This is a genomic window from Pseudomonas sp. PIC25, assembly GCF_002286785.1.
Lineage (GTDB): Bacteria > Pseudomonadota > Gammaproteobacteria > Pseudomonadales > Pseudomonadaceae > Pseudomonas_M.
Map to the genome: position 1 here is coordinate 100,104 of NZ_MUJY01000168.1, position 21,693 is coordinate 121,796.

Here is a 21,693-nt window from a genome sequence, read left to right on the forward strand (position 1 = left end):
GTGAAGCTTCGCCAGCAGAGCTGGCTCCTACGAAGAGCGGTGTGCGTGTTGCCGAAGTTGGATAGTTGCCGTTGTAGGAGCGAGCTTGCTCGCGAAATCAAGGCATAAAAAGCTTCGTCAGCAGAGCCCCAGCTATTCGCGAATGAATTAGCTCCCACGGAAGAAACCCAGCGGTCATGCCGAGCATGCCGAACCTATTTATCCGCCATCAGTCGACTCTTCGTTCGGGCCAGGATTTCCTGACGTGGTAGGATGTCGCCCGTTTTTTCAGGAGCTTTTGTAAAGGACATGCAGCCGATCCCTCGTTACCAGCCCACCTTTGCCGAGCGTTATCCCGTCCCGTTGTTCGCGGCCTTGCTCGATATTCTGCTGGTGATCGCCTCAGGCTTTCTGGCTTATTACGTTCGCTTCGGCACGTTCGAGATGCCGGGGCGTTACAACACGGCGACCCTGCTGAGCGCCATCCTGGTGATGTTCTGCCTGATGATGGGAGGTGTGTACGGCTCCCTGCGTGGACTGAGCTTTCGTCGCCAGCTTAGTCTGATCACGGTCGGTTGGTTGGCAGCCGCCGGTATCCTCCTGTCGTTGTCGTTTTTTCTCAAGGTGTCCACTAATTATTCGCGGATCTGGTTCACCACTATGCTGCTGATTGGCGGCGGTTCGAGTGTCCTGCTCCGCCTGACCATCTTCCTGTTGTTGCGTCGCTTGCGTTCGGCTGGACATAACCTGAAGTCGGTGCTGCTGGTTGATTCCGGTGGGCGCTCTGCCGAACTCCTCAACGGTGGCCGACGTCATCTGAGCGAATACGGTTTCCGCATGGCCCACAACCTGCCGTTCGAGCGCGGCGATGCATGGCTGGACGAGCTGGTGGCGACTGTGGAAGCACACGGGGTGCATGAGGTTTGGTTGTGCCTGCGGTTGAACGAAGGTGATGCCATACGTGGCATTCTCTATGCGTTACGCCACCATACCGTCGAAGTGCGCTTCATTCCGGAGTGGGGCGATATTCCTTTGCTTAACCATAAGGTCAGCCACATCGCCGGGCTGTATTCCCTTGATCTCAGTTGCAGCCCCATGGATGGCCCGGCCCGGATCATCAAGCGGCTTGAGGATGTGCTAATCGGCGGGCTGATCAGCGTTATCATCCTGCCGGTCTGCTTGGTGATCGTCATCGCGATCAAGGCAACTTCGCCGGGGCCCGCGGTGTTCAAACAATACCGAACGGGCATCAATGGGAAGAAATTCAAGGTCTACAAGTTTCGTTCGATGGTCGTCCATAAGGAATGCGAAGGTACCGTTACTCAGGCCAAGCGCCAGGATACCAGGGTGACGAAGGTGGGGGCCTTCCTGCGCCGGACCAGCCTCGACGAGTTACCGCAGTTCTTCAACGTGCTGCAGGGCCGCATGTCCATTGTCGGGCCTCGGCCCCATGCGTTAGCTCACAACGAGTATTACAAGGATCTGGTTGAATCCTACATGCAGCGACACAAGGTCAAGCCGGGAATCACCGGCTGGGCTCAGGTCTGCGGCTACCGGGGCGAGACCGACACCATCGAGAAGATGCAGAAGCGGGTCGAGCATGACCTCTGGTACATCGATAACTGGTCGCTCTGGCTGGACTTGAAAATCATCTTCTGGACGATCTTCAAGGGTTTCATCAACAAGAACGCCTACTGATAGGCGCGCCGTTCTTAAAACATGAGTGATTGCTGGGGTAGTAGTTAATGAATGGGATTCGAATCGACCAGCCGAGCGGTATGGTGAGGGTATTGCTGGTCGTGCTGGGCGTTGGGGTATTCGCTCAGTTGTGTGGGTTGTTGTTCAATAATGACGGGAGTCGGTACGCGACCCAGCTCTATCTGGGATTGTTCTTGCCTGCTTTGTTGTTGTTGGTCGGGTTGCGTCTGGCCCCGCCGTTCTGGCGGCAGACCCCGGCCGTGACCTTTTTCATGCTGATTGGGTGGGTTCTCATCTCCACGCTGTTCGATAGTTCTCAGGATGAGTTCGGCCATACATTCAAGATATTGACGCTCATTGCGCTGTATTTATTTGCAGTGGGAAATCTGGTCAGGAATGAGCGGTATTTTCATACACTTTTGCTGGGGGCGGTGACAGTTGCAGTGTTATTCGCCTGGCTGACGCTGTACTACCAGTTCGTTGTGTTGGGGAAATCCATGGAGTACAGCAAGTTCCGTTGGGATCGTCTCCATGAGTTGGGGTGGGCCGGGTTGGCGGATTTAAGACACCCGATTATTGCCGGGCTCTACTACGGCGTGTTCGCGATAATGCTCAGCTATTTATTTGTTCACTTCAAATTGTCCATTTGGCAAATCGCGCTGATCGTCGTCGCTATGTTCGGTTTGTCGGCCTACATTTTGTATACGGCTTCCCGTGGGGCTTGGTTTTCCCTGGCGGCTGGGGGGGGCATTCTTCTTGTTAGCTTCAATAACCGAAAATCCTGGAGCCTGTTGGTTCTGTCAGGGTTATTGTTGCTAACCGCTATTCTGCTGTTCTGGCCTGAAATCCAAGCGGAAAGACAAGTTGGTCTCAGTAATCGCGAATACATCTGGGCCGAATGGCTTCGTCGCTTCCCTGATTTCTGGTTGCTAGGTGCAGGGTCCGGGGCGGAGTTCAAGTTCCGTTTTCCTAGTGGTTACACGGTCTTTCACAGCCACAGCCTTTACCTGCAACTCTGGTACGAGTACGGCCTTCCGGGGGTCATTCTGTTCGCCCTATTCATCGCTAGTCTGTTCTGGAAGGGCTGGAAATGCAGAGCCCAGCCCATCGCCAAGCTGGGCGTGGCGTTGCTGGTGTTCGCGATGGTGGCGATGGTTTCGGATATCTATGCGATTTTCCTCCGGCCCAATCCGTACTGGGTGGTGTTCTGGTTCCCGGTGGGTATCCTGCTGGGGGTGAGACTCAAGGATGACGAAGTACAGTTGAGTGAATCGCTGGTCACTCGATGACCGGGATAGGGCTGGATTGACTGCAGCGACACCGCTCTTTCAGTAGTGACCTTTCGGTCAATCTTTTAGAAGAACCGCCTGGCTGGCGCCCGGCGGTTTTTTTGTGCCTGCGTTTCTCGCCCGCCTTTCTCTTTGGAGGCGACTTGTGTATTACAGGGGTAGCTTTGCTCCGAAATGATGCGTTGTCTTTTCGGAAATGCGTGCGGAACGAACTCATTATTACAAGAAGAAGGTGGAGGGCAGATGACGGAGCGTTGCTGCCTGGTTACAGGGGCGTCCGGTTTCGTGGGGGCGGCTCTCGTGGAGCGGCTCGGCTCGATGGGGCGCAAGGTATGTGCTTCGGCGCGTTCCGGTGCTGTGAAACCGAGTGGGACATTCGTACCGGGTGATCTCGATGGTGCCTTCGATTGGTCCGGGGCGCTGCAAGGCGTGGACAGCGTGGTCCACTGCGCGGCGCGTGTGCATGTGCTGCATGAGCGAGATGCCGATCCTTTGTCGGCGTTCCGTGCCGTCAATGTCGATGGAACGCTGAACCTGGCTCGGCAGGCCGCCGTTGCGGGGATACGGCGTTTCGTTTTTATCAGTTCGGTAAAGGTGCTCGGTGAGGGCGCCGAGATGCCTTACGACGCAGACACCCGTCCTGCTCCGTTCGATGCTTATGCACTGTCCAAACTCGAGGCCGAACAGGGCCTGCGTGAATTGGTCCGGATTTCCAGCATGGAGCTTGTGATCATCCGGCCTCCGCTGGTCTACGGGCCCGGCGTAAAAGCCAATTTCCTCAACCTGATGCGCTGGCTGCACCGGGGCGTGCCGCTACCCCTTGGGCGCGTCGATAACCGGCGCAGCTTCGTGGCGCTGGATAATCTGATCGATCTCATCCTCCTGTGCCTCGACCATCCGGCGGCGGCGAACCAGACCTTTCTCGTCAGCGACGGGGAGGACCTGTCCACGGCGGACTGGCTGCGGCGGCTGGGCGTTGCGCTGGGGCGGCCGGCGCGTCTGTTGCCGGTCCCGGCTTCCTGGCTGGAGGCGGGCGCCGGCTGGTTGGGCAAAGGCGACGTTGCTCGGCGGCTGTGTGGCTCGTTGCAGGTGGATATTGGCAAGACCCGCGAACTGCTTGGTTGGACGCCTCCGGTTGCTATCGATGAGGCGTTGCGGCGCACGGCCGAGGCTTTTCTCGAAGGGCGGGGCCGATGAGCGCTTTCTGGCTGCTGCCGGTTGTCGCGGGGCTGGCGTTGCTGCTTACCGGGGCCATGCGCCACTACGCGCTGTCGCGTAGCCTGCTGGATATTCCCAATGCCCGCAGTTCGCATTCGCAACCCACGCCGCGGGGTGGTGGGATCGCGATCGTCATCAGCTTCCTGGCGGCCTTGCCCTTGCTGGCGCTGTCCGGCCTGCTGCCGTGGCCGGTGGTCTGGGCCTTGATGGGCGCCGGGGGGCTGGCGGCCGGTGTGGGGTTTCTCGACGATCACAGCCATGTCGCGCCCCGCTGGCGCCTGCTGACCCATTTTGCCGGTGCGCTTTGGCTGTTGGCCTGGCTGCAGGGGCTGCCGCCACTCGCCTTGCTCGGGCGAACCCTGGACCTGGGGCTGCTGGGAGACATGCTGGCGGCGTTCTATCTGGTCTGGTTGCTGAACCTGTACAACTTCATGGATGGCATCGATGGCATTGCCTCGCTGGAGGCCATCTGTGTCTGCCTGGGCGGTGCCGTGCTCTATGCGTTGGTCGGGCAGTCGCTCTTGGCGCTGACGCCCTTGCTGTTGGCCGCGGCGGCCGCCGGTTTTCTTTATTGGAATTTCCCGCCGGCGCGGATTTTTCTCGGGGATAGCGGCAGTGGCTTCCTCGGTATCGTCCTCGGTGGTCTATCGTTGCAAGCAGCCTGGATCGATCCTCGTTTGCTGTGGGGATGGCTGATCCTGTTGGGCGTGTTCCTGATGGACGCCACGCTGACACTGTTTCGCCGTCTGGCCAGGGGGGAAAAGGTCCTCGAGGCCCATCGCAGCCATGCCTACCAGGTGGCGGCCCGTCGGTACGGCGGGCATCTGCCGGTCACCCTGGCGACTGGGGCGCTGACACTGTTCTGGCTGTTGCCGATTGCCGCCTGGGTGGCGCTCGGGCGACTGGACGGTCTGGTTGGGTTGTTGCTGGCCTATGTGCCCCTCGGCCTGCTGGTGCTGCGGGAAACCGGTATGCGTGCCTGGAGTCCGGGAGGCTGACATACCCCGCGACTCCAATAACAAGAACGACAAAGGGAATGGGATGGATCGCTTCGAACTGCGTACATGGCTGTTGAGTTGGCCCAGGGGGTACAAGCGCCTGTTGCAGGTGGCCGTCGACGTCGTGCTGACCTGGCTGGCGCTGTGGCTGGCATTCTGGGTACGTCTGGGTAGCGACCATCTGGTCGATCCGTTCGGCGTGTATGCCTGGCTCTTCCTGGTCTGCCCGCTGATCGCCATTCCGATCTATATCCGGCTCGGCATGTACCGTGCCGTGCTGCGTTACCTGGGCAACGATGCGTTGCTGACCATTTTCCGCGCAGTGACGCTGTCATCCCTGGTGCTGGCGCTGGTGGTCTATTGGCACCGGGATGTACCTGCGGTGGTGCCGCGATCGCTGATCTTCAATTTCTGGTGGCTTAGCCTGCTGATGACCGGTGGCCTTCGGTTGTTGATGCGGCATTACTTCATGGGCGATTGGTTCAACGTACGCCAGGCCATGCACTTCGCTCCGCCGAAGAACGATGGCCTGCCGAAGGCCGCTATCTACGGTGCCGGCACCGCGGGTAACCAACTGGTGGCGGCATTGCGGATGGGGCGGACGATCCGGCCGGTGGCGTTCATCGACGATGATGCCAGCCTCAATAACCGCACCATCGCCGGGCTCAAGGTGTACCGGCCGAAGTACCTTGCGCGGCTGATCGAAGAGACCGGTGCCCAGCAGGTTCTCCTGGCGATGCCGTCGGTGACGCGAGCCCGCCGCCGGGAAATCCTGCAATTGCTCGAAGGCTTTCCCCTGCATATTCGTACTGTGCCCGGCCTCATGGATCTGGCGAGCGGCCGGGTGAGGGTGGACGACATCCGGGAAGTGGACATCGCCGACCTGCTCGGGCGCGACCCGGTTCCGCCTCGCCAGGATCTGTTCGAGCGCTGCATCCGCGGCAAGGTGGTGCTGGTGACCGGTGCCGGCGGTTCGATCGGCGCGGAACTGTGCCGGCAATTGCTGGGCAGCGGGCCGCAGACCTTGCTGCTGTTCGATCACAGCGAGTTCAACCTCTACAGCATCCATGCCGAGCTGGAGGAGCGGGTCGTCCGTGAATCGCTGCCCCTGCGCTTGGTTCCACTGCTGGGCTCCGTGCGCGATGGTCGCCAGATGCATGAGTTGATGCGGACCTGGTCGGTGGACACCGTCTACCATGCGGCTGCCTACAAGCACGTGCCGATGGTCGAGTACAACATTGCCGAGGGCGTGCTGAACAATGTGCTTGGCACGCTCAATGCGGCCCAGGCCGCGATCATGTCCGGCGTCGGGCACTTCGTGCTGGTCTCCACCGACAAGGCCGTTCGACCGACCAACGTGATGGGCAGCACCAAGCGGCTGGCAGAAATGCTCCTCCAGGCATTGAGCCGGGAACCGGCACCGCTGTTGTTCGGCGATGCCGATGGCGTGCATCGGGTCAATCAGACGCACTTCAGTATGGTGCGGTTCGGCAATGTGCTGGGATCGTCGGGCTCGGTGATTCCCCGCTTCCGCGAGCAGATTCGTGGGGGAGGGCCGGTGACCGTGACGCACCCGCACATCACTCGCTATTTCATGACCATTACCGAGGCCGCCCAACTGGTCATCCAGGCAGGGGCGATGGGGCATGACGGCGATGTGTTCGTCCTGGACATGGGGCAGCCGGTGAAGATCCACGAGCTGGCCGAGCGCATGATCCATCTCTCCGGGCTCAGCGTTCGCTCGGAGCGCAACCCGCATGGGGATATCGCCATTGAATTCACTGGGTTGCGCCCCGGGGAAAAACTCTACGAAGAACTGCTGATCGGCGGCGACACCAGCCCTACGGAACACCCGATGATCCTCCGCGCCAAAGAGGAATACCTGGCCTGGGAACCACTGAAAAACCTGCTCCAAACCCTGTTTGACAACGTCGAACGAGGCGACATGGCCAGGGTCCGGCAGCTGCTGCGTGAAGCAGTTAGCGGTTATGTGCCGGAAGGTGACATAGTTGACTGGAGCCACCAGAGACGCGTCTGGAATCTGGAATGACGGGGTTGATTTGCTCCGACGAAGGGATAAGTTTGGGCGCGTGGCCGGAGTTGGCCACGTATCTCACCCGTTGAAAAAGGAGCTTTCTCGATGCGTAAATCGCATTTCTCTTCCCTTCTGTTCGCCCTCCTGACCAGTGTTTCCGTAGCGGTTACCGCAGCGGAGGCCCCCAAGACTTCTCCCGTCGCTCCGGTTGCCGCGCAGGCCTCCGCGGAGGTGGGCAAGGTCAATCTCAATTCCGCCGATGCGGCCACGCTGCAGCGTGAGTTGAATGGCGTGGGTGAGGTCAAGGCGAGGGCAATCGTGGACTATCGCGATGCCAACGGCCCGTTCGCTTCGGTGGATGAGCTGCTGGAGGTGAAAGGGATCGGGGCGGCAACGCTGGAAAAGAATCGCGACAAGTTGACCGTTCAATAAGTCGCGAGCGATGCGTGAAACACAGGCCGATTTCGATCGGCCTGTTTTGTTTCTAGCGGTTTTTCCGGGCTATCAGCTCTCCTGGGGCGCTGCGCGGTTGCGGCCTCCTTGTTTGGCCTGGTAAAGCGCTTGGTCTGCCTGGAGCAGCAGGGTCTCCTTGGTCAGGTCTGCCTGAGGGATCATGGCGGCGGTGCCGATGCTGACGGTCACATGCCCCAGCGGCGATTGGCAATGGGGCAGGGTTTCTGCCGCGAGGCGTTCGCAAAGATGTTGGGCGAAGAGCAATGCTTGCTCCTTGTCGGTTGCCGGGGAAATGATGACGAACTCTTCGCCGCCGTAACGGGCGACCAGATCGCCGGCGCGCCGCGAGTGGGATGCGAGAATCTGGGCGACATGCTTGAGGCAGGCATCGCCGGCCGGGTGACCGTAGTGGTCGTTGTAGGCCTTGAACCAATCCACATCGATCATCAGCAAGGCGAGGGGGCTGCTTTTGCGCTGGGCGCGTCGCCACTCCCGTTCCAGTACGTCGTCGAAAAGACGGCGGTTGGCGATACCGGTCAATTCGTCGGTCGTGCTCATCGCTTGCAATCGGCGGTTGGCGTCTTCGAGTTCGGCGGTGCGTTCTCTGACCTTGGATTCCAGCACCTGACGCGCTTCGTGGACACGTTCGGCCATGCCGGCGAACTCCCGCGCCAGATCGCCGATTTCATCCTCCGACCGGGTCGGTAATTGGCCAATCTCCACCCGGTTGTTGGATGCACCCACCTTGCGCATGGCGTCCGTCAACCGTTTCAGCGGCGCCGCCACTTGTTCCAGCAGGATGGAGCGGATGATGAAAATCTCCACGAGCAGCGTGACCAGCCCCAGCGCGATGACGATGGCCAGGTTCTGCAGGATGGCGGGGCGAGCCAGTCGATAAGGGTAATGGACGGACATCACCCAGGGCGTTTCCGGAATGATGCCCAGGGCGACGATCTCGTCGGTCGTTTCCACCAGACTTGCCTTGCCCGGCTGGGTGGATCGGCTGGCCTTGAGTACGGGCATGAGCGCGTCGAGCTTGAGGGAGGCAATCGACGCAGAGCCTTCGCTGTCCTTGATGGCGTCGGTGTATTTCGGGTGATAGATGAGTGTGCCGTCCGCGTCCGCCTGGAAGATCGTGCTGTAGGTTCCCTGGATCATCGGTTGAGCGGTACGCTGCATCAACTCGTCGAGCAGGACGTCGACGCACGCCAGGATCTCGTGCTTGCCGGCCGCGTTCGGCTTGTCCGGCGTCGCGATCGTCGTCATCCACGCATTGTTCGAATAATCGAAGTACATGCGGGTGAACAGCGTGGCGTCGGAGTCTGTGGCAAATCCCCGGGCATAGAATTCGTAGGTCTCCAACTTGAGTGCATCGGGCCCCGAATAAGTGAAAACCTTGGCGATGTCGGCATCCTGGTAGATGGGGAAGCCTTTTTCCGGCACGACGCCATAAACGTTGAACAGCCGGCCTTTCATGCTGGAGCCGAACTTGTAGGAAAGCAGGTACGAGAGCGTGAAGCGCGCCTTGATATCGTCGTCGGGCGGGATGTCGGGGGCATAGGTCGCCGACATGTTCGGAAAGCGCCTCCCATCGGCCAGCGGCTCGCCTTCGAACAAGCCGGGGCGCTGGGTATAGGAGCCATCTTCATGCCGCAGGAATATGTGGTCGAAATCCGCGGCCAGCTTACGGTTCAGTTGTGGGTCGGAGCGGGCCTGCCGAAACTCTTCCAGGAAGTTTCTTTGCAGGTCTCTGATTTCCCGAAAGGGCAGCGACTCGCGTTGAAGTGTCTGTTCCGTCGATAACAGCAATTGCTGGCGCGCCGACTCCACGATGGAGTGGTAATTGACGAAATAGGAGATAGCGCCCGCACCGAGGGCGACCAGGGAAATACGCAGGAAGGCTGCACGCAGACTTCTGCCGACAAGCGATTTGTTGTTCTTCTCGATAAGCAAGGCCATCCCCTGGACTGCATGGAGTCGGGTGGATGAAATCGGTGCAAACGATTCTCGGCTTACTGCCTGGAACGCGATCGAACTTCCCTATTCAGGTAATCGACATGCGCCGCAATAGAGGTTCGATGGAGATATAAACCCACGCGTCACGTCGGGCAATTTTTTTCAATGCCGGGAGCGTCTATCTGCGACTCATTCGAGGGTTTCTAGCCGCGGTGAAAGAGAGGGAAGAAAGGAAAGGGCGGGGCCGATGTGCTCGACCCCGCCTTGCCCGAGGGCTCGTCAGCCGGCCACCAGTACGCGGATGGCTTCCAGGCGCAGGGCAGCCTTGTCCAGCATGGCCAGGCCCTCTTCGCGCTGTTTGCTCAGGGCTTCCAGTTCGCTGTCGCGCACGCTCGGGTTGACGGCTTTGAGTGCGGTCAGGCGCGCCAATTCCTCATCCAGTTCCGCCTTCAGGCGACGCTGGGCTTCGGCGACGCGCTCGGCATGGCGCGGGGCGATCTTGGCTTCGGCGGCGTTGATCTGTGCTGCCAGCACATCGCGCTGGGCCTGGACGAACTTGTTGGCGCTGGCACGCGGCACGCTTTCCAACTGGTCGTTCAGGGTGTCGAAGGAGACCTTCGCCGCCAGGTCGTTGCCGTTGGCGTCCAGCAGGCAGCGCAGGGCGGCCGGCGGCAGGTAGCGACCCAGTTGCAGGTTGCGCGGCGCCACCACTTCGCTGACGTACAGCAGCTCCAGCAACACGGTGCCGGGCTTGAGCGCCTTGTTCTTGATCAGCGCCACCGCGGTGTTGCCCATGGAACCGGCCAGCACCAGGTCCATGCCGCCTTGCACCATGGGGTGCTCCCAGGTCAGGAACTGCATGTCCTCGCGGGCCAGGGCCTGGTTGCGGTCGTAGGTGATGGTCACTGCTTCGTCGTCGCCCAGCGGGAAGCTGGCGTCCAGCATTTTTTCGCTGGGGCGCAGGACCAGGGCGTTCTCCGAGTGGTCTTCGCTATCGATGCCGAAGGCGTCGAACAGCTCTTCCATGTAGATCGGCAGGGCGAACTGGTCGTCCTGCTCATGGATCGCCTCGACCAGTTGCTCGCCTTCGCCGGCGCCGCCGGAGTTGAGTTCGAGCAGGCGGTCGCGGCCGGCGTGCAGTTCGCCTTCGAGACGCAGGCGTTCGGCACGGGCTTCGTCCAGCAGCGCCTGCCACTCGCCGTCATCGCCGCCTTCCAGCAACGGCAGCAGGCGCGAGCCGAACTGGTGCTGCAGGGCATTACCGGTAGGGCAGGTGGCGAGGAAGGCGTTCAGGGCGTGGTGGTACCACTGGAACAGGCGCTCCTGCGGGCTGGTTTCCAGATACGGCACGTGCAATTGGATGCGATGCTTCTGGCCGATCCGGTCGAGACGGCCGATACGCTGTTCCAGCAGGTCCGGGTGGGCCGGCAGGTCGAACAGCACCAGATGATGGGCGAACTGGAAGTTGCGGCCCTCGCTGCCGATTTCCGAGCAGATCAGCACCTGGGCGCCGAATTCCTCGTCGGCGAAATAGGCGGCGGCGCGGTCGCGCTCCAGGATGCCCATGCCTTCGTGGAACACGGTGGCGGGGATGCCGGAGCGCACGCGCAGGGCATCTTCCAGGTCAAGGGCTGTTTCGGCGTGGGCGCAGATCACCAGCACTTTGAACTTGCGCAGCATCTTCAGGGTGTCGATAAGCCAGTCGACGCGCGGGTCGAAGCGCCACCAGCGTTCGTCTTCGCCGCCTTCCTGCTGGGCCTGGAAGCTGACTTCCGGGTACAGCTCGGCGTGCTCGCCCAGCGGCAGTTCCATGTACTCGGCCGGGCAGGGCAGCGGGTAGGGATGCAGCTCGCGTTCCGGGAAACCCTGCACGGCGGCACGGGTGTTGCGGAACAGCAGGCGGCCGGTGCCATGGCGGTCCAGCAGTTCGCGGATCAACCGGGCGCTAGCGTCGATGTCGCCGTCGCTGACCGCCGCGAGCAGGGCCTCGCCTTCGGCGCCGAGGAAGCCGTGGATCACTTCATGGGCTTCCGGTGACAGACGGCCCTGGTCTAGCAGTTCCTGTACCGCCTCGGCCACCGGACGGTAGTGGGCGCTTTCGGCGCGGAAGGCTTCCAGGTCGTGGAAACGGTGCGGGTCGAGCAGGCGCAGGCGGGCGAAGTGGCTGTCCTGGCCGAGCTGCTCGGGGGTAGCGGTGAGCAGCAGCACGCCGGGAATGACTTCGGCGAGCTGTTCCACCAGGGCGTATTCGGTGCTGACCTGATCAGGGTGCCAGACCAAGTGGTGCGCCTCGTCTACTACCAGCAGGTCCCAGCCGGCGGCGAAGGCGGCATCCTGGGCGCGTTCGTCGCTCTTCAGCCACTCCAGGGAGACCAGGGCCAGTTGGGCGTCTTCGAAGGGGTTGCTGGCATCGCTTTCGGCGAAACGCTCGGCGTCGAACAGCGCGACCTGCAGGTTGAAGCGCCGGCGCATCTCCACCAGCCACTGGTGTTGCAGGTTCTCCGGAACCAGGATCAGCACCCGGCTGGCGCGGCCGGAGAGCAGTTGCCGATGGATGATCAGGCCGGCTTCGATGGTTTTGCCGAGGCCCACTTCGTCGGCCAGCAGGACGCGCGGTGCGATGCGATCGGCCACTTCGCGGGCGATGTGCAACTGGTGGGCGATCGGCTGGGCGCGGGCGCCGCCGAGGCCCCACAGCGAGGATTGTTGCAGGCGGCTCTGGTGCTCCAGGGTGTGGTAACGCAGGGCGAACCAGCTCAGCGGGTCGATCTGTCCGGCGAACAGGCGGTCGCTGGCCAGACGGAACTGGATGAAATTGGACAGTTGGGTTTCCGGCAGGGTGCGTGCCTGGTTCTGGCCGTCGAGGCCGTGGTAGACCAGCAGTCCGTCGACGTCCTCGACTTCGCGCACGGTCATCTTCCAGCCTTCGAAATGGGTGATCTCGTCGCCCGGCGCGAAGCGCACTCGGGTGAGCGGGGCGTTGCGCAGGGCATATTGGCGGGTATCGCCGGTAGCCGGGTAGAGCACCGTGAGCAGCCGGCCGTCTTGCGCCAGGATGGTTCCGAGCCCCAGTTCCGCCTCGCTGTCGCTGATCCAGCGTTGCCCCGGTTGATACTGCTGCGCCATGCCTCTCTCCGTCATCAAAGAATCGCCTGCAAAAAAGCCGGCTATGGTAACGGAACCGGCCGCCGAGGGCCAAAGCCCCGGTACGGACGGCGATGTGATGTGCCGCAAAGTGTAGCGAGCCTGCATTAAAGACGCTGGAATCCCGGTCGATAGTGTGGATGTCACCGCTTGTTGCAGACAGGCGTTTCGCGGAAGAAGGCTGATAGGAGTAGAGTCGGACGTGCAGCCGGACCCGAAGGTTTCAGCGGCCTGCCGCAGGAGGACCCATGCTGCCCCCTATTCCCCACATGCTGATGCCGGTAACGGCCCAGCAGGACCCGATCAAGCCCCGGCCGGACATTCCGCCGGTGACGCCCCCCCAGGAGAGCGCCAACGAAGCGGCCATCAGCCTGGACAAGCGCCATCCGCAGGATGCCATCGAGCTGCTGCGCGAAGAGCAGCGCCGCCGCCAGCGCCGGGGCTACACGCCCGAGGAGCTGGCCGAGGGCGAGGTGGCCAAGGCTGACGAACCGCTGATCGAAGAGCTGCCGCGCCAGGGACTATGGGTCGACGTCGAGGTATGACCTCCGCTCGCTGAAGTCCTACGATGCTCGATTGCCAATGAATACCCCGAGTCTGTTTACCGACTCCCTCATCGAATTGCCGGATGCCGAGCTGAAGCTGCTGCCCGGTTGGATCGATCCGGACACGGCCGACGCCTGGCTGGCGACGCTGCTGGCCGAGACGCCCTGGGAACAACCGCAGATTCGCGTGCACGGCCGTGTTCACCCGATGCCACGCCTGACCGCCTGGTATGGCGACCCGGATGCCCGCTACCGCTATTCCGGCCTGCTGCAATGCCCGTTGCCCTGGACGCCGCTACTCGCCGAGATCCGCTCGCGCTTGGAAGAGGAGGTCGGCCAGCCGCTGAATGGTGTGCTGCTCAATTACTACCGCGACGGGCAGGACTCCATGGGCTGGCACAGCGATGACGAAACCGAATTGGGGCGCAATCCGCTGATTGCTTCGCTCAACCTGGGCGGTACCCGCCGATTCGACCTGCGCCGCAAAGGCACGGGGCGTATCCAGCACTCACTGTTCCTCGAGCACGGTTCGCTGCTGGTCATGAGCGGGCCGACACAGCATCATTGGCAACATCAAGTGGCGAAGACGCGCACCGCCTGTGCGCCGCGCCTGAATCTCACGTTTCGCCGGGTGCGGCCCCATGAGTGACGACGACAAGCTGATCGACTTTGCCAGCGAGCGCGGCAAGCGCATCCACGATCTCCACGAAAAACGCCTGAACGAAGTACGCCAGGCCTTCGAGCAGGCCATGCCGTTGCCCAAGGGCAAGAAGAAATCCAAGGGCAAGCCGAAGAAGCGCTGAGGCAATCGTCTTACTTTGTAGGAGCCAGCTCTGCTGGCGAAGCCTTTGGCGTGGGCCTCATTCGCGAGCAGAGCTCGCTCCTACAAATGGCGCTCGGTTGAACTCTTGTAGGGACCGTAGCTTTTCGTAGGAGCCAGCTCTGCTGGCGAAGCTTTTGCGTGAGCCCTCAGAGCTCGCTCCTGCAGCCTGGCCCGAACCGCTTCTGGGGGAGCGAATTCATTCGCGATAGCCGGCCAGCCCTCTCGTGGATGGGGCTCCCAAACCGCCAAGCCCCCGAATTTTTCTCGCTTCCCGCGACTATCCGCCGCGCGGAAGGTGCGGTTTTCTTGACCTGGGTCAGCGTATCGCCATCCTCCCGGCGCACCTTTCGCCAATATTGATCCTGGTCAATTTTCCCTACATTTCCTGTGGCTACCTTAGAGCCATCAACAGGGGGGCAGAGCAGGAGACCGCCATGTTTATCGATGAAGTGGTACTCGCCGGAATTCTCACGGTCGGTCTGATGATCGTGTTCTGTGGCGGTGTCGGATATTTCATCTGGAAGGACTCGCACAAGCGCAAGCAAGGCTGATCCTTCCGGCAAAGAGCACGCAAGGCACTTCGGGCGACTTCGGTCGCCCTTTTTTTCGTCCGCGTAAATCCTCAATCCAGGCGCTTGCTCACCCGTGTCACGGCGATGCCCAGCATCGCTACGGTGAACAGCGCCAGGCTGGCCAGCGCCGGCCAGAGTTCGGCGAGCCCGGCGCCGCGCAGCATGATGCCGCGCACCAGACGCAGGAAGTGCGTCAGCGGCAGTATTTCCGCCAGCCACTGCGCCACCTTCGGCATACCGGCGAAGGGGAACATGAAGCCGGACAGCAGAATCTGCGGCAGGAAAGTGAAGAACGCCATCTGCATGGCCTGGAACTGGCTGCGCGCCAGGGTGGAAATGAATACTCCCAGCGCCAAGCTGGCGCAGATGAATACCAGTGCCGCGCTGTAGAGCGCCGCCAGCGAGCCGCGCAGCGGTACGGCGAACAGCAGCTTGCCGAGCAGCAACACCACGGTCACCTGGACCAGCCCGATACCGACGAAGGGCAATACCTTGCCGAGCGTCAGCTCCCATGGCGATACCGGCGTGGCGATGAGCATTTCCAGGTTGCCGCGTTCGCGCTCGCGGACCAGCGCCATGGCGGTGAACAGCACCATGGTCATGGTGAGGATCACGCCGATCAGGCCGGGCACCGTGTTTACTGGCGCCAGACGCTGCGGGTTGTACAGGTTGAGCACCTCGATGCCGGGAATATCGTTGGCGGCACGGCCGGGCAGGGGAAAGGAGGCCAGTTGCCGTGCCGAGGCTTGTACCACTTGGTCCGAGCCATCCACCACGATCTGCAGGGCCGGGCGGTCGCCGCGCTCCAGGCGCGTCTCGAAGTCTTCCGGCAGCACCAGGGCGGCGCTGATCTTGCCGGCGCGCAGCAGGTTGTCCACCTCCTGCGGCGTGCTCAGCCGATAACGCAGGTCGAGCACCTGGGTAGCGCCGATCTCCGCCACCAGTTCGCGAGAGCGGGCAGTATTGGCCTGATCCAGTACGGCCGCTTCGAGTCCGCGTACGTCCAGGTTGATGGCGTAGCCGAACAAAATCAGCTGCATGGTCGGAATGCCGACGATCATGGCGAAGGTCAGCCGGTCGCGGCGTAGCTGGCGCAACTCCTTGAGCACGATGGAGCCCAGCCGGCGCAGGTTCATCGTGCATTCTCCTGGCGAGTCGGCTGACGACGGGTAGCAGTGACGAACACGTCCTCCAGGTTCGGCGCGGTTTTGCCGACTTCGGCGTCGATGCCGGCCTCATGCAGCCGGGTACTGATATCGCTGGCGCTTTGCCCTTCTTCCACCAGCACGCGCAGCGAGGCGCCGATCTGCGCCAGGGCGAGGATGCCTTCGCCGCCTTGCAGCGTGCGCTGGGCCTGACGGGGCTGCTCGCATTCCACCAGCAGGGACGTGCCTGGCAACTGGGCGAGCAATTCCTCCGGGCTGCCATCGGCAGCCAGCCGGCCCTCGTCGAGAATGCCCAGACGGGTGCAGCGTTCGGCCTCGTCCATGTAGTGGGTGGAAACCAGCAGGGTGGTGCCGGCCTCGGCTAGCTCGAACAGGGAGTCCCAGAAGTCCCGGCGCGATTGCGGGTCCACTGCGCTGGTCGGCTCGTCGAGAAACAGCAGGTCCGGTTTGTGCAGCACCGCGCCGGCCAGGGCCAGGCGCTGCTTCTGGCCGCCGCTGAGGGTACCGGCCAATTGCCGGCGGCGGTCGTCCAGGTGGTACAGCATCAGCAGCTCGTCGATGCGCTGGCGGGCCTCGCGCCTGGGCAGGCCGTGCACGGCGGCGAGGAAGTCAAGGTTCTCGCCGACGCTCAGGTCATCGTAGAGGGAGAATTTCTGCGTCATGTAGCCGATGCGCCGCTTCAGCGCTTCGGCGTCCTGGGGAATCCGGCAGCCCAGCACGTCGATCTCGCCAGCGCTGGGCGAGAGCAGGCCGCAGAGCATGCGGATGGTGGTGGATTTGCCGGAGCCGTTGGGGCCGAGGAAGCCGAACACCTCGGCGCGGCGGACGTCGAGGTCAAGGGTGTCCACCGCGGTGAAGTCGCCGAAGCGCTTGGTCAGGCCGCGGGCCCGGATGACCGTCTCAGCGCCGTTCATCGTTCACCCGTTGTGCCCGCAGCGGTAGACCGGCCGGCAGCTCGCGGGCCTTTTCGCCTTGCAACAACAGTTCGGCCCGGTAGGTCAGGCGGCTGGCATCGTCGCCGACCAGCGCGTAGTAGGGGGTAAAGCTGGCTTCGCTGGCGATGCTGCGAACGCTGGCGTCGAACGGTTGCTCGATGCCCTCCACGCTGACCTGCACGTGATCGCCGATGGCCAGCCCGCTGCGCTGCGACGCCGGCACGAAGACCCGCGCATAGGGCGCCTCACCGACCAACAGGCTGACCAGCGTGGCGCCTTGCGGCGGCTGGTCGCCGGGCTTGAAGGGCAGGGCATCGACCCGGCCGGCGCGTGGGGCGCGCAGGTCGAGCCGCTCGCGATCCAACTGGCGGCGTGCCAGGGTGGCGCGGGCAGCGTCGAGCGCGGCGCTGGCCTGTTCGATCTGTTCCGGGCGGGTGCCGTTGGTCAGCTCGCTCAGTTGAGCGGCTGCCCTGTCCCGTTCGGCCCGTGCCTGGTCGCGGCTGGCGCGTGCACGGTCCAGCTCTGCCATTGCCACCTGTTTGCGCGCGTACAACGCGGCGATACGCCGGTGGTTGCGCTCGGCTTCGTCCAGCGCGGCGCGGCTTCGGGTCAACTGGGCGCGTGCCGCCTCGATATTCTCTTCCCGCGCCCCGTTGCTCAGCTCTGCCAGCCGCGCCGCAGCCTGCTCCATTTCGGCCTGCGCCTGTGCCACCGCGGCATCCAGGCGGCGCGGGTCGAGCTGCAGCAGCAGGGTGCCGGCTTCGACCTGGTCGCCTTCGGCCACGGTCCAGCGCAGCACCGGTTCGGACGTTTCTGCGGGAATGGCCACCCGGTCCCATTCCAGGGTGCCGGCCAGCTCCGAAGGTGCCTGCCGGTCACAGGCACCGAGGAGCAGGACGAGCAGGCAGGCCAGTCGGCGATCAGGGCGCATGGTGCATCTCCAGGCCGCGTTCGAGCAGTACGAGGGTGTGGCGGACCAGGGCCTCGTCGTCCAGCTCGGGGGCGGGGAACAGGCCGCGCCAGATGGGCGCGGCGGCGTAGGGGAATAGGGTCAGCCCGATCAGCGAGACGCCCAGCAGGCGCGGGTCGAGGTCGGGGTTCAGGGCGCCTCGGCGCTGGGCGGCGGCGAAGCGTTCGGCCAGCGGCCGGGGGATCAGCGGGGCGACGCGATCGACTAGTAGCGGACGCAGCAGGCCGCCTTCGCAGAGCACTTCGCGGACCCATAACGGCGGAAGCCAGGGGTGGGTGGCCACCAGCTCGCGCATGCCGAGGACGAACGCACGTACCAGCGCAGCGGGTTCGTCGCCGGCTTGGCTCAGCGCCTGGGCGAGCTGGAGGAGGGTGGGAAACAGGCGTTCCTCGATGACTGCCTGGAGCAGTTTGTCCTTGTTGCCGAAGTAGTAGTTCACCAGGGCCGGTGTCACCCCGGCCCGGGTGGCAATGTGGCGCAGGCTGCTGGCGGCGATGCCCGATTGGGAGAAGGCTGCCAGGGCGGTATCCAGCAGGCGTTCGCGTTGTTGGGGTTCGCCGACGGGGCGGCCAGGAGTACGTGGTGTGTTCATGGTGATTATTTAAATAGATATTTAATTAATTGCAAATCTGTCTTTTCAGGCAAGATTTCTAGCGATATAGTTAGCTGGCTAATAATTAGGCTGCGCTGAACGTTACCCACCGTTGGCTCTCCGTTTCCGTTGTCTATCCCTTTGTCATCCGAAGGTACCTTGCGTGCGCGATACCTTGCAGGCAGTGCTGGCGCCGAGTTCGCTGGCGCTGCAATTCGCCGTCAAGACGCTCCTGGGCGCCGGCCTGGCGCTCTGGTGCGCCTTGCGCTTCGATCTGGAGCAGCCGCAGTGGGCATTGATGACCGCCCTTATCGTTGCCCAGCCGCTGTCCGGCATGGTGGTGCAGAAGGGCTTGGCGCGCTTGCTCGGAACCCTGGTCGGCACCGTCATGGCGGTGGTCTGCATGGCCTTGTCCGTCCAGGCGCCGGGGCTGTTCCTGCTGGCCCTGGCGACTTGGCTGGGCCTGTGTACGGCGGCTTCGACCCTGCTGCGCAGCGCCTGGTCCTACGCCTTCGTCCTGGCCGGCTACACGGTAGCAATCATCGCCTTGCCGGCCCTGAGCCAGCCGCTGCTGGTGTTCGATCATGCGGTAGCGCGCTGTACGGAAATCTGCCTCGGCATTTTCTGCGCCACGGCGGTGAGCGCGGTGCTCTGGCCGCAGCGGGTCGAGCGCCAATTGGTGCAGCAGGCGCGCGCCGCCTGGCAATCCGGCCTCGACACCGCCCGGGCGACACTCAGCGGAAGGGCGGAAGTGCGCCAGGGCCTGTTGCAGATGCTCGGGCGCATCGTCGCGGTGGATGCCCAGCGCGAGCATGCGTGGTTCGAGGGTGTGCGAGGCCGCCAGCGCGCCCGCGCCATGCGTGGGTTGAGTCGGGCCTTGCTGAGCCTGTTGCGTATTGCCCGGGCCGTGGCGCGGCAGTGGGCGATGCTGGATGAGCATGATGCCGAGACCCTGGCGCCCTGGCTGAGCGAGGTGGAGGTCGCCCTTGGCAGCGCCGACGAGGCCGAGTTGCTGGCCTTGCGCGAGCGGTTGCAAGCGGCGGCCCGCGATCAGGCTGTCGGGGCGGCGCCGCAGTATTGCCTGGGGCGCCTGGCGGTGCTGCTGCTCTATGCGACCGAGGCCGGGCGTGCCTTGGCGGCGGTGGAGCAGGGCCGGCTGACGGAGCGTGCGACGGGGGCGCTGTCCAGCCACCGGGATTACGCGCTGGCGCTGGTCTATGGGCTACGCAGCGGCTTGGCGTTCCTGGCGCTGTCGGCGTTCTGGCTGGCGACTGCCTGGAGTTCGGCCAGCGGTGCGATGATTCTCGCCGCGGTGGTCTGCAGCCTGTTCGCCAGTCGGGAGAACGCGGTGCAGATCGGCTTCAGTTTCATCCGCGGAATCGCCCTGGCGATTCCCGTCGCGTTCTTCGTCGGCCAGTTGCTGCTGCCGCAGTGGAGCGGTTTCCCATTGCTCTGCCTGGCGCTCGGCGTGCCGTTGTTCTTCGGCGCGCTGTGCATGGCCAAGCCGGCCATCGGCGCGACCGCCACCTCGTTCTGCCTGCATTTCATCGTGCTGGTAGGTCCGCAGAACGGCATGCGCTTCGATGTCGCCTTCTTCGCCAACGAGGCGCTGGGGATGCTGGTGGGAGTGGGCTGTGCGGTGCTGGCGTTCCGCCTGATCGGCTTGCGCAATCCGCACTGGCATGGTCGCCGTCTGTTGCGTGCCACCCTTGGCGATCTCGGGCGCCTGAGTCAGCGGGCTCTCGCCGGGGCGGATACCTGGTTCGCTGGGCGCATGGCCGACCGCTTGCTGCAACTGGCCCGGCATTACCCAGCCCTCCCCGAAGGGGCGCGCAGCCGCTGGGATGACGGTCTGCTCGGGCTCGATCTGGGGGACGAACTATTGCACTTGCGTTTCACCCTGGCTGCTGCCGGTCTGCTCGAGGGAGAGGCTCAGCGCCGTTATTTCCAGGCACTCGAGCGGGTCTTCCAGCAGGGCCCGGCAGGTGCCCGGATGGATGCCCTCGATGCGCCCGGCGCCGCGCTGCTGGAAACCCTGAGGACCGTGCCCGACAACGATGCCGGACGCCTGGCGGAAGGCGCCGTCCTGCAACTGCAACACAGCTGGCGGCAGTGGTGTCGCCGGCGGGAGGACATCGATGGGCTTGCGTGAATGGTCGCTGGGCGGCGTGTTGCTCAGCCCGTTTCTGCTCTATGCGCTGCTGGCGCTGCTCGCCACCGGGCTGTTGCGCCTGGTCCTGCAGCGGACGCCGCTGGGGCGCTGGATCTGGCATGAGGCGCTGTTCGACTGTGCTCTGTTCGTCTGCGTGCTGGCGGCGGTGGCCGCGGTGCTGGACCGTTTTTGAAGGAGGATTTCATGCGTAACGCCGGGCGTATCGCCATCACCCTTTGCCTGGCCGGGCTGGCCATCCTGGCCGGCTACTGGCTGTGGCAGCACTACATGCTGTCGCCGTGGACGCGGGACGCACGGGTCCGTGCCGATGTGGTGACCATCGCGCCGGACGTGTCCGGCTGGGTAGTGGACCTGAAGGTCCGTGATAACCAGCGGGTCGAGGCCGGCCAGGTGTTGTTCCACATCGACCGTGAACGTTACCAGGCCGCCGTGGACAAGGCTCGCGCAGTGGCCGAGACACGTCGGCAGCAGATGCGGCTGCGTGAGCACGAGGCGTCGCGGCGTTCCCATCTCGGGCCGCAGGCGATCAGCGCCGAGTTGAAGGAAAACGCCCAGATCAATGCCGATATCGCCCGGGGCGAATACCGCGAGGCCATGGCCGACGTGAGCGTGGCCGAACTGAACCTGTCACGCAGCGAGGTACGCGCTCCGCGCGCCGGGCAGGTCACCAACCTGCGCCTGGCCCAGGGCAATTATGTACAGGCCGGCCAGCCGGTGATGGCGCTGGTGGATGACGCTTCCTTCTATATCCAGGCCTATTTCGAAGAGACCAAGTTGCCGCGCATCCGCCTCGGTGCGCCTGTGAAGGTGTGGCTGATGGGCGCTGGGCAGGCGCTGGACGGTACGGTTGAAAGCATCAGTCGCGGCATTACGGACCGCAACGCCAGCCCCGATGCGCAGTTGCTGGCGAATGTCGAGCCGACCTTCAATTGGGTGCGCCTGGCCCAGCGGATTCCGGTGCGGATCCAATTGAATCGGGTGCCCGGCGATGTATTGCTCAGCGCCGGGATGACGGCCAGTGTGCAGGTGGTGTCGGACAATGCGTCCGCGGGCGAATGAATTGGCTATGTCTGCGTTAAGTGTTGCTAGCTCCTAAACTTACTGTACGGCGTCCCCTTTCTGGAGGTCTGTCATGCGTGCAACAGAG

General features: G+C 63.2%; 19 protein-coding genes. 13 read left to right on the forward strand and 6 right to left on the reverse strand.

Annotation, left to right across the window (positions count from 1 at the left end; all coding sequences use genetic code 11):
- The first annotated feature begins 288 nt into the window (after positions 1 to 288).
- From BZL41_RS21530 to BZL41_RS21555, 6 genes are all read left to right on the forward strand, one after another.
- On the forward strand, positions 289 to 1,677 hold the full coding sequence (locus BZL41_RS21530) for an undecaprenyl-phosphate glucose phosphotransferase (RefSeq protein WP_095601163.1): 1,389 nt from the start codon (positions 289 to 291) through the stop codon (positions 1,675 to 1,677).
- Between the two features lie 101 nt (positions 1,678 to 1,778).
- Complete coding sequence (locus BZL41_RS21535) at positions 1,779 to 2,966, forward strand: O-antigen ligase (RefSeq protein ID WP_256578219.1); 1,188 nt, start codon at positions 1,779 to 1,781, stop codon at positions 2,964 to 2,966.
- A 243-nt stretch (positions 2,967 to 3,209) separates the two neighbouring features.
- The gene (locus BZL41_RS21540; RefSeq protein WP_095601165.1) at positions 3,210 to 4,163 is read left to right on the forward strand and encodes an SDR family oxidoreductase; all 954 of its coding nucleotides are present in this window, start codon (positions 3,210 to 3,212) and stop codon (positions 4,161 to 4,163) included.
- Entirely contained in the window at positions 4,160 to 5,182 is a 1,023-nt protein-coding gene (locus BZL41_RS21545) for a glycosyltransferase family 4 protein (RefSeq protein WP_095601166.1), read from the forward strand. Before BZL41_RS21540 ends, BZL41_RS21545 begins: the two co-directional genes overlap by 4 nt.
- A 43-nt stretch (positions 5,183 to 5,225) precedes the next feature.
- Entirely contained in the window at positions 5,226 to 7,232 is a 2,007-nt protein-coding gene (locus BZL41_RS21550; protein ID WP_095601167.1) for a nucleoside-diphosphate sugar epimerase/dehydratase, read from the forward strand.
- Between the two features lie 90 nt (positions 7,233 to 7,322).
- Positions 7,323 to 7,649, forward strand: coding sequence for a ComEA family DNA-binding protein (locus tag BZL41_RS21555; RefSeq protein ID WP_084334279.1), 327 nt, complete (start codon positions 7,323 to 7,325; stop codon positions 7,647 to 7,649).
- Between the two features lie 72 nt (positions 7,650 to 7,721).
- On the opposite strand, the gene BZL41_RS21560 is transcribed toward BZL41_RS21555, so the two are convergent.
- Together BZL41_RS21560 and rapA are read right to left on the reverse strand one after the other, a co-directional pair.
- Entirely contained in the window at positions 7,722 to 9,629 is a 1,908-nt protein-coding gene (locus BZL41_RS21560; RefSeq protein ID WP_095601168.1) for a GGDEF domain-containing protein, read from the reverse strand.
- 276 nt (positions 9,630 to 9,905) lie between these two features.
- Positions 9,906 to 12,752: an RNA polymerase-associated protein RapA gene (gene rapA / locus BZL41_RS21565; protein WP_095601169.1), complete on the reverse strand. Its 2,847-nt coding sequence runs from the start codon at positions 12,750 to 12,752 to the stop codon at positions 9,906 to 9,908.
- Between the two features lie 266 nt (positions 12,753 to 13,018).
- On the opposite strand from rapA, the gene BZL41_RS21570 reads away from it, so the two are divergent.
- The 4 genes from BZL41_RS21570 to ccoM all read left to right on the forward strand — a co-directional run bounded on the left by BZL41_RS21570 (position 13,019) and on the right by ccoM (position 14,689).
- Positions 13,019 to 13,315 (forward strand): aspartate-semialdehyde dehydrogenase, encoded by a 297-nt coding sequence (locus BZL41_RS21570; protein ID WP_095601170.1) that lies wholly within the window; start codon positions 13,019 to 13,021, stop codon positions 13,313 to 13,315.
- 37 nt (positions 13,316 to 13,352) lie between these two features.
- On the forward strand, positions 13,353 to 13,964 hold the full coding sequence (locus tag BZL41_RS21575) for an alpha-ketoglutarate-dependent dioxygenase AlkB (RefSeq protein ID WP_095601171.1): 612 nt from the start codon (positions 13,353 to 13,355) through the stop codon (positions 13,962 to 13,964).
- Positions 13,957 to 14,118, forward strand: coding sequence for a hypothetical protein (locus BZL41_RS28675; RefSeq protein ID WP_090257164.1), 162 nt, complete (start codon positions 13,957 to 13,959; stop codon positions 14,116 to 14,118). Before BZL41_RS21575 ends, BZL41_RS28675 begins: the two co-directional genes overlap by 8 nt.
- A 454-nt stretch (positions 14,119 to 14,572) precedes the next feature.
- The gene (gene ccoM / locus BZL41_RS29295) at positions 14,573 to 14,689 is read left to right on the forward strand and encodes a cytochrome c oxidase subunit CcoM (RefSeq protein ID WP_277222569.1); all 117 of its coding nucleotides are present in this window, start codon (positions 14,573 to 14,575) and stop codon (positions 14,687 to 14,689) included.
- Positions 14,690 to 14,760: 71 nt separating this feature from the next.
- Here the strand turns inward: ccoM and BZL41_RS21585 are convergent, their stop codons facing one another.
- From BZL41_RS21585 to BZL41_RS21600, 4 genes are read right to left on the reverse strand one after another with little or no spacing between them, the layout of a single operon-like run.
- On the reverse strand, positions 14,761 to 15,846 hold the full coding sequence (locus BZL41_RS21585) for an ABC transporter permease (RefSeq protein WP_095601172.1): 1,086 nt from the start codon (positions 15,844 to 15,846) through the stop codon (positions 14,761 to 14,763).
- Positions 15,843 to 16,790 carry an ABC transporter ATP-binding protein gene (locus BZL41_RS21590; protein ID WP_218224599.1) on the reverse strand — a complete coding sequence of 316 codons (948 nt, stop codon included), beginning with the start codon at positions 16,788 to 16,790 and terminating at the stop codon, positions 15,843 to 15,845. Before BZL41_RS21590 ends, BZL41_RS21585 begins: the two co-directional genes overlap by 4 nt.
- Positions 16,777 to 17,742 carry an HlyD family secretion protein gene (locus BZL41_RS21595; protein ID WP_095601173.1) on the reverse strand — a complete coding sequence of 322 codons (966 nt, stop codon included), beginning with the start codon at positions 17,740 to 17,742 and terminating at the stop codon, positions 16,777 to 16,779. The genes BZL41_RS21590 and BZL41_RS21595 overlap by 14 nt, the downstream gene beginning before the upstream one ends.
- Complete coding sequence (locus tag BZL41_RS21600; protein ID WP_095601174.1) at positions 17,732 to 18,373, reverse strand: TetR/AcrR family transcriptional regulator; 642 nt, start codon at positions 18,371 to 18,373, stop codon at positions 17,732 to 17,734. The genes BZL41_RS21595 and BZL41_RS21600 overlap by 11 nt, the downstream gene beginning before the upstream one ends.
- Positions 18,374 to 18,536: 163 nt before the next feature.
- Here BZL41_RS21600 and BZL41_RS21605 point away from each other — a divergent pair, with 163 nt between their 5' ends.
- Genes BZL41_RS21605 through BZL41_RS21615 form a run of 3 tightly spaced genes read left to right on the forward strand, consistent with a single transcriptional unit; the run spans position 18,537 to position 21,605 of the window.
- Positions 18,537 to 20,525 (forward strand): FUSC family protein, encoded by a 1,989-nt coding sequence (locus BZL41_RS21605; protein WP_095601175.1) that lies wholly within the window; start codon positions 18,537 to 18,539, stop codon positions 20,523 to 20,525.
- Positions 20,512 to 20,718, forward strand: coding sequence for a DUF1656 domain-containing protein (locus BZL41_RS21610; protein WP_095601176.1), 207 nt, complete (start codon positions 20,512 to 20,514; stop codon positions 20,716 to 20,718). Before BZL41_RS21605 ends, BZL41_RS21610 begins: the two co-directional genes overlap by 14 nt.
- A gap of 11 nt (positions 20,719 to 20,729) precedes the next feature.
- Complete coding sequence (locus tag BZL41_RS21615) at positions 20,730 to 21,605, forward strand: efflux RND transporter periplasmic adaptor subunit (protein WP_095601177.1); 876 nt, start codon at positions 20,730 to 20,732, stop codon at positions 21,603 to 21,605.
- Positions 21,606 to 21,693 lie beyond the last annotated feature (88 nt).

What these genes read in the sequence shown, in the direction of transcription:
- BZL41_RS21530 (WP_095601163.1), top strand. Translation starts at nt 289, where the DNA reads ATGCAGCCGATCCCTCGTTACCAGCCCACCTTTGCCGAGCGTTATCCC.
- BZL41_RS21540 (WP_095601165.1), top strand. Translation starts at nt 3,210, where the DNA reads ATGACGGAGCGTTGCTGCCTGGTTACAGGGGCGTCCGGTTTCGTGGGG.
- BZL41_RS21545 (WP_095601166.1), top strand. Translation starts at nt 4,160, where the DNA reads ATGAGCGCTTTCTGGCTGCTGCCGGTTGTCGCGGGGCTGGCGTTGCTG.
- BZL41_RS21550 (WP_095601167.1), top strand. Translation starts at nt 5,226, where the DNA reads ATGGATCGCTTCGAACTGCGTACATGGCTGTTGAGTTGGCCCAGGGGG.
- BZL41_RS21555 (WP_084334279.1), top strand. Translation starts at nt 7,323, where the DNA reads ATGCGTAAATCGCATTTCTCTTCCCTTCTGTTCGCCCTCCTGACCAGT.
- BZL41_RS21560 (WP_095601168.1), bottom strand. Translation starts at nt 9,629, where the DNA reads ATGGCCTTGCTTATCGAGAAGAACAACAAATCGCTTGTCGGCAGAAGT.
- rapA (WP_095601169.1), bottom strand. Translation starts at nt 12,752, where the DNA reads ATGGCGCAGCAGTATCAACCGGGGCAACGCTGGATCAGCGACAGCGAG.
- BZL41_RS21570 (WP_095601170.1), top strand. Translation starts at nt 13,019, where the DNA reads ATGCTGCCCCCTATTCCCCACATGCTGATGCCGGTAACGGCCCAGCAG.
- BZL41_RS21575 (WP_095601171.1), top strand. Translation starts at nt 13,353, where the DNA reads ATGAATACCCCGAGTCTGTTTACCGACTCCCTCATCGAATTGCCGGAT.
- BZL41_RS28675 (WP_090257164.1), top strand. Translation starts at nt 13,957, where the DNA reads ATGAGTGACGACGACAAGCTGATCGACTTTGCCAGCGAGCGCGGCAAG.
- ccoM (WP_277222569.1), top strand. Translation starts at nt 14,573, where the DNA reads ATGTTTATCGATGAAGTGGTACTCGCCGGAATTCTCACGGTCGGTCTG.
- BZL41_RS21585 (WP_095601172.1), bottom strand. Translation starts at nt 15,846, where the DNA reads ATGAACCTGCGCCGGCTGGGCTCCATCGTGCTCAAGGAGTTGCGCCAG.
- BZL41_RS21590 (WP_218224599.1), bottom strand. Translation starts at nt 16,790, where the DNA reads ATGAACGGCGCTGAGACGGTCATCCGGGCCCGCGGCCTGACCAAGCGC.
- BZL41_RS21595 (WP_095601173.1), bottom strand. Translation starts at nt 17,742, where the DNA reads ATGCGCCCTGATCGCCGACTGGCCTGCCTGCTCGTCCTGCTCCTCGGT.
- BZL41_RS21600 (WP_095601174.1), bottom strand. Translation starts at nt 18,373, where the DNA reads ATGAACACACCACGTACTCCTGGCCGCCCCGTCGGCGAACCCCAACAA.
- BZL41_RS21610 (WP_095601176.1), top strand. Translation starts at nt 20,512, where the DNA reads ATGGGCTTGCGTGAATGGTCGCTGGGCGGCGTGTTGCTCAGCCCGTTT.
- BZL41_RS21615 (WP_095601177.1), top strand. Translation starts at nt 20,730, where the DNA reads ATGCGTAACGCCGGGCGTATCGCCATCACCCTTTGCCTGGCCGGGCTG.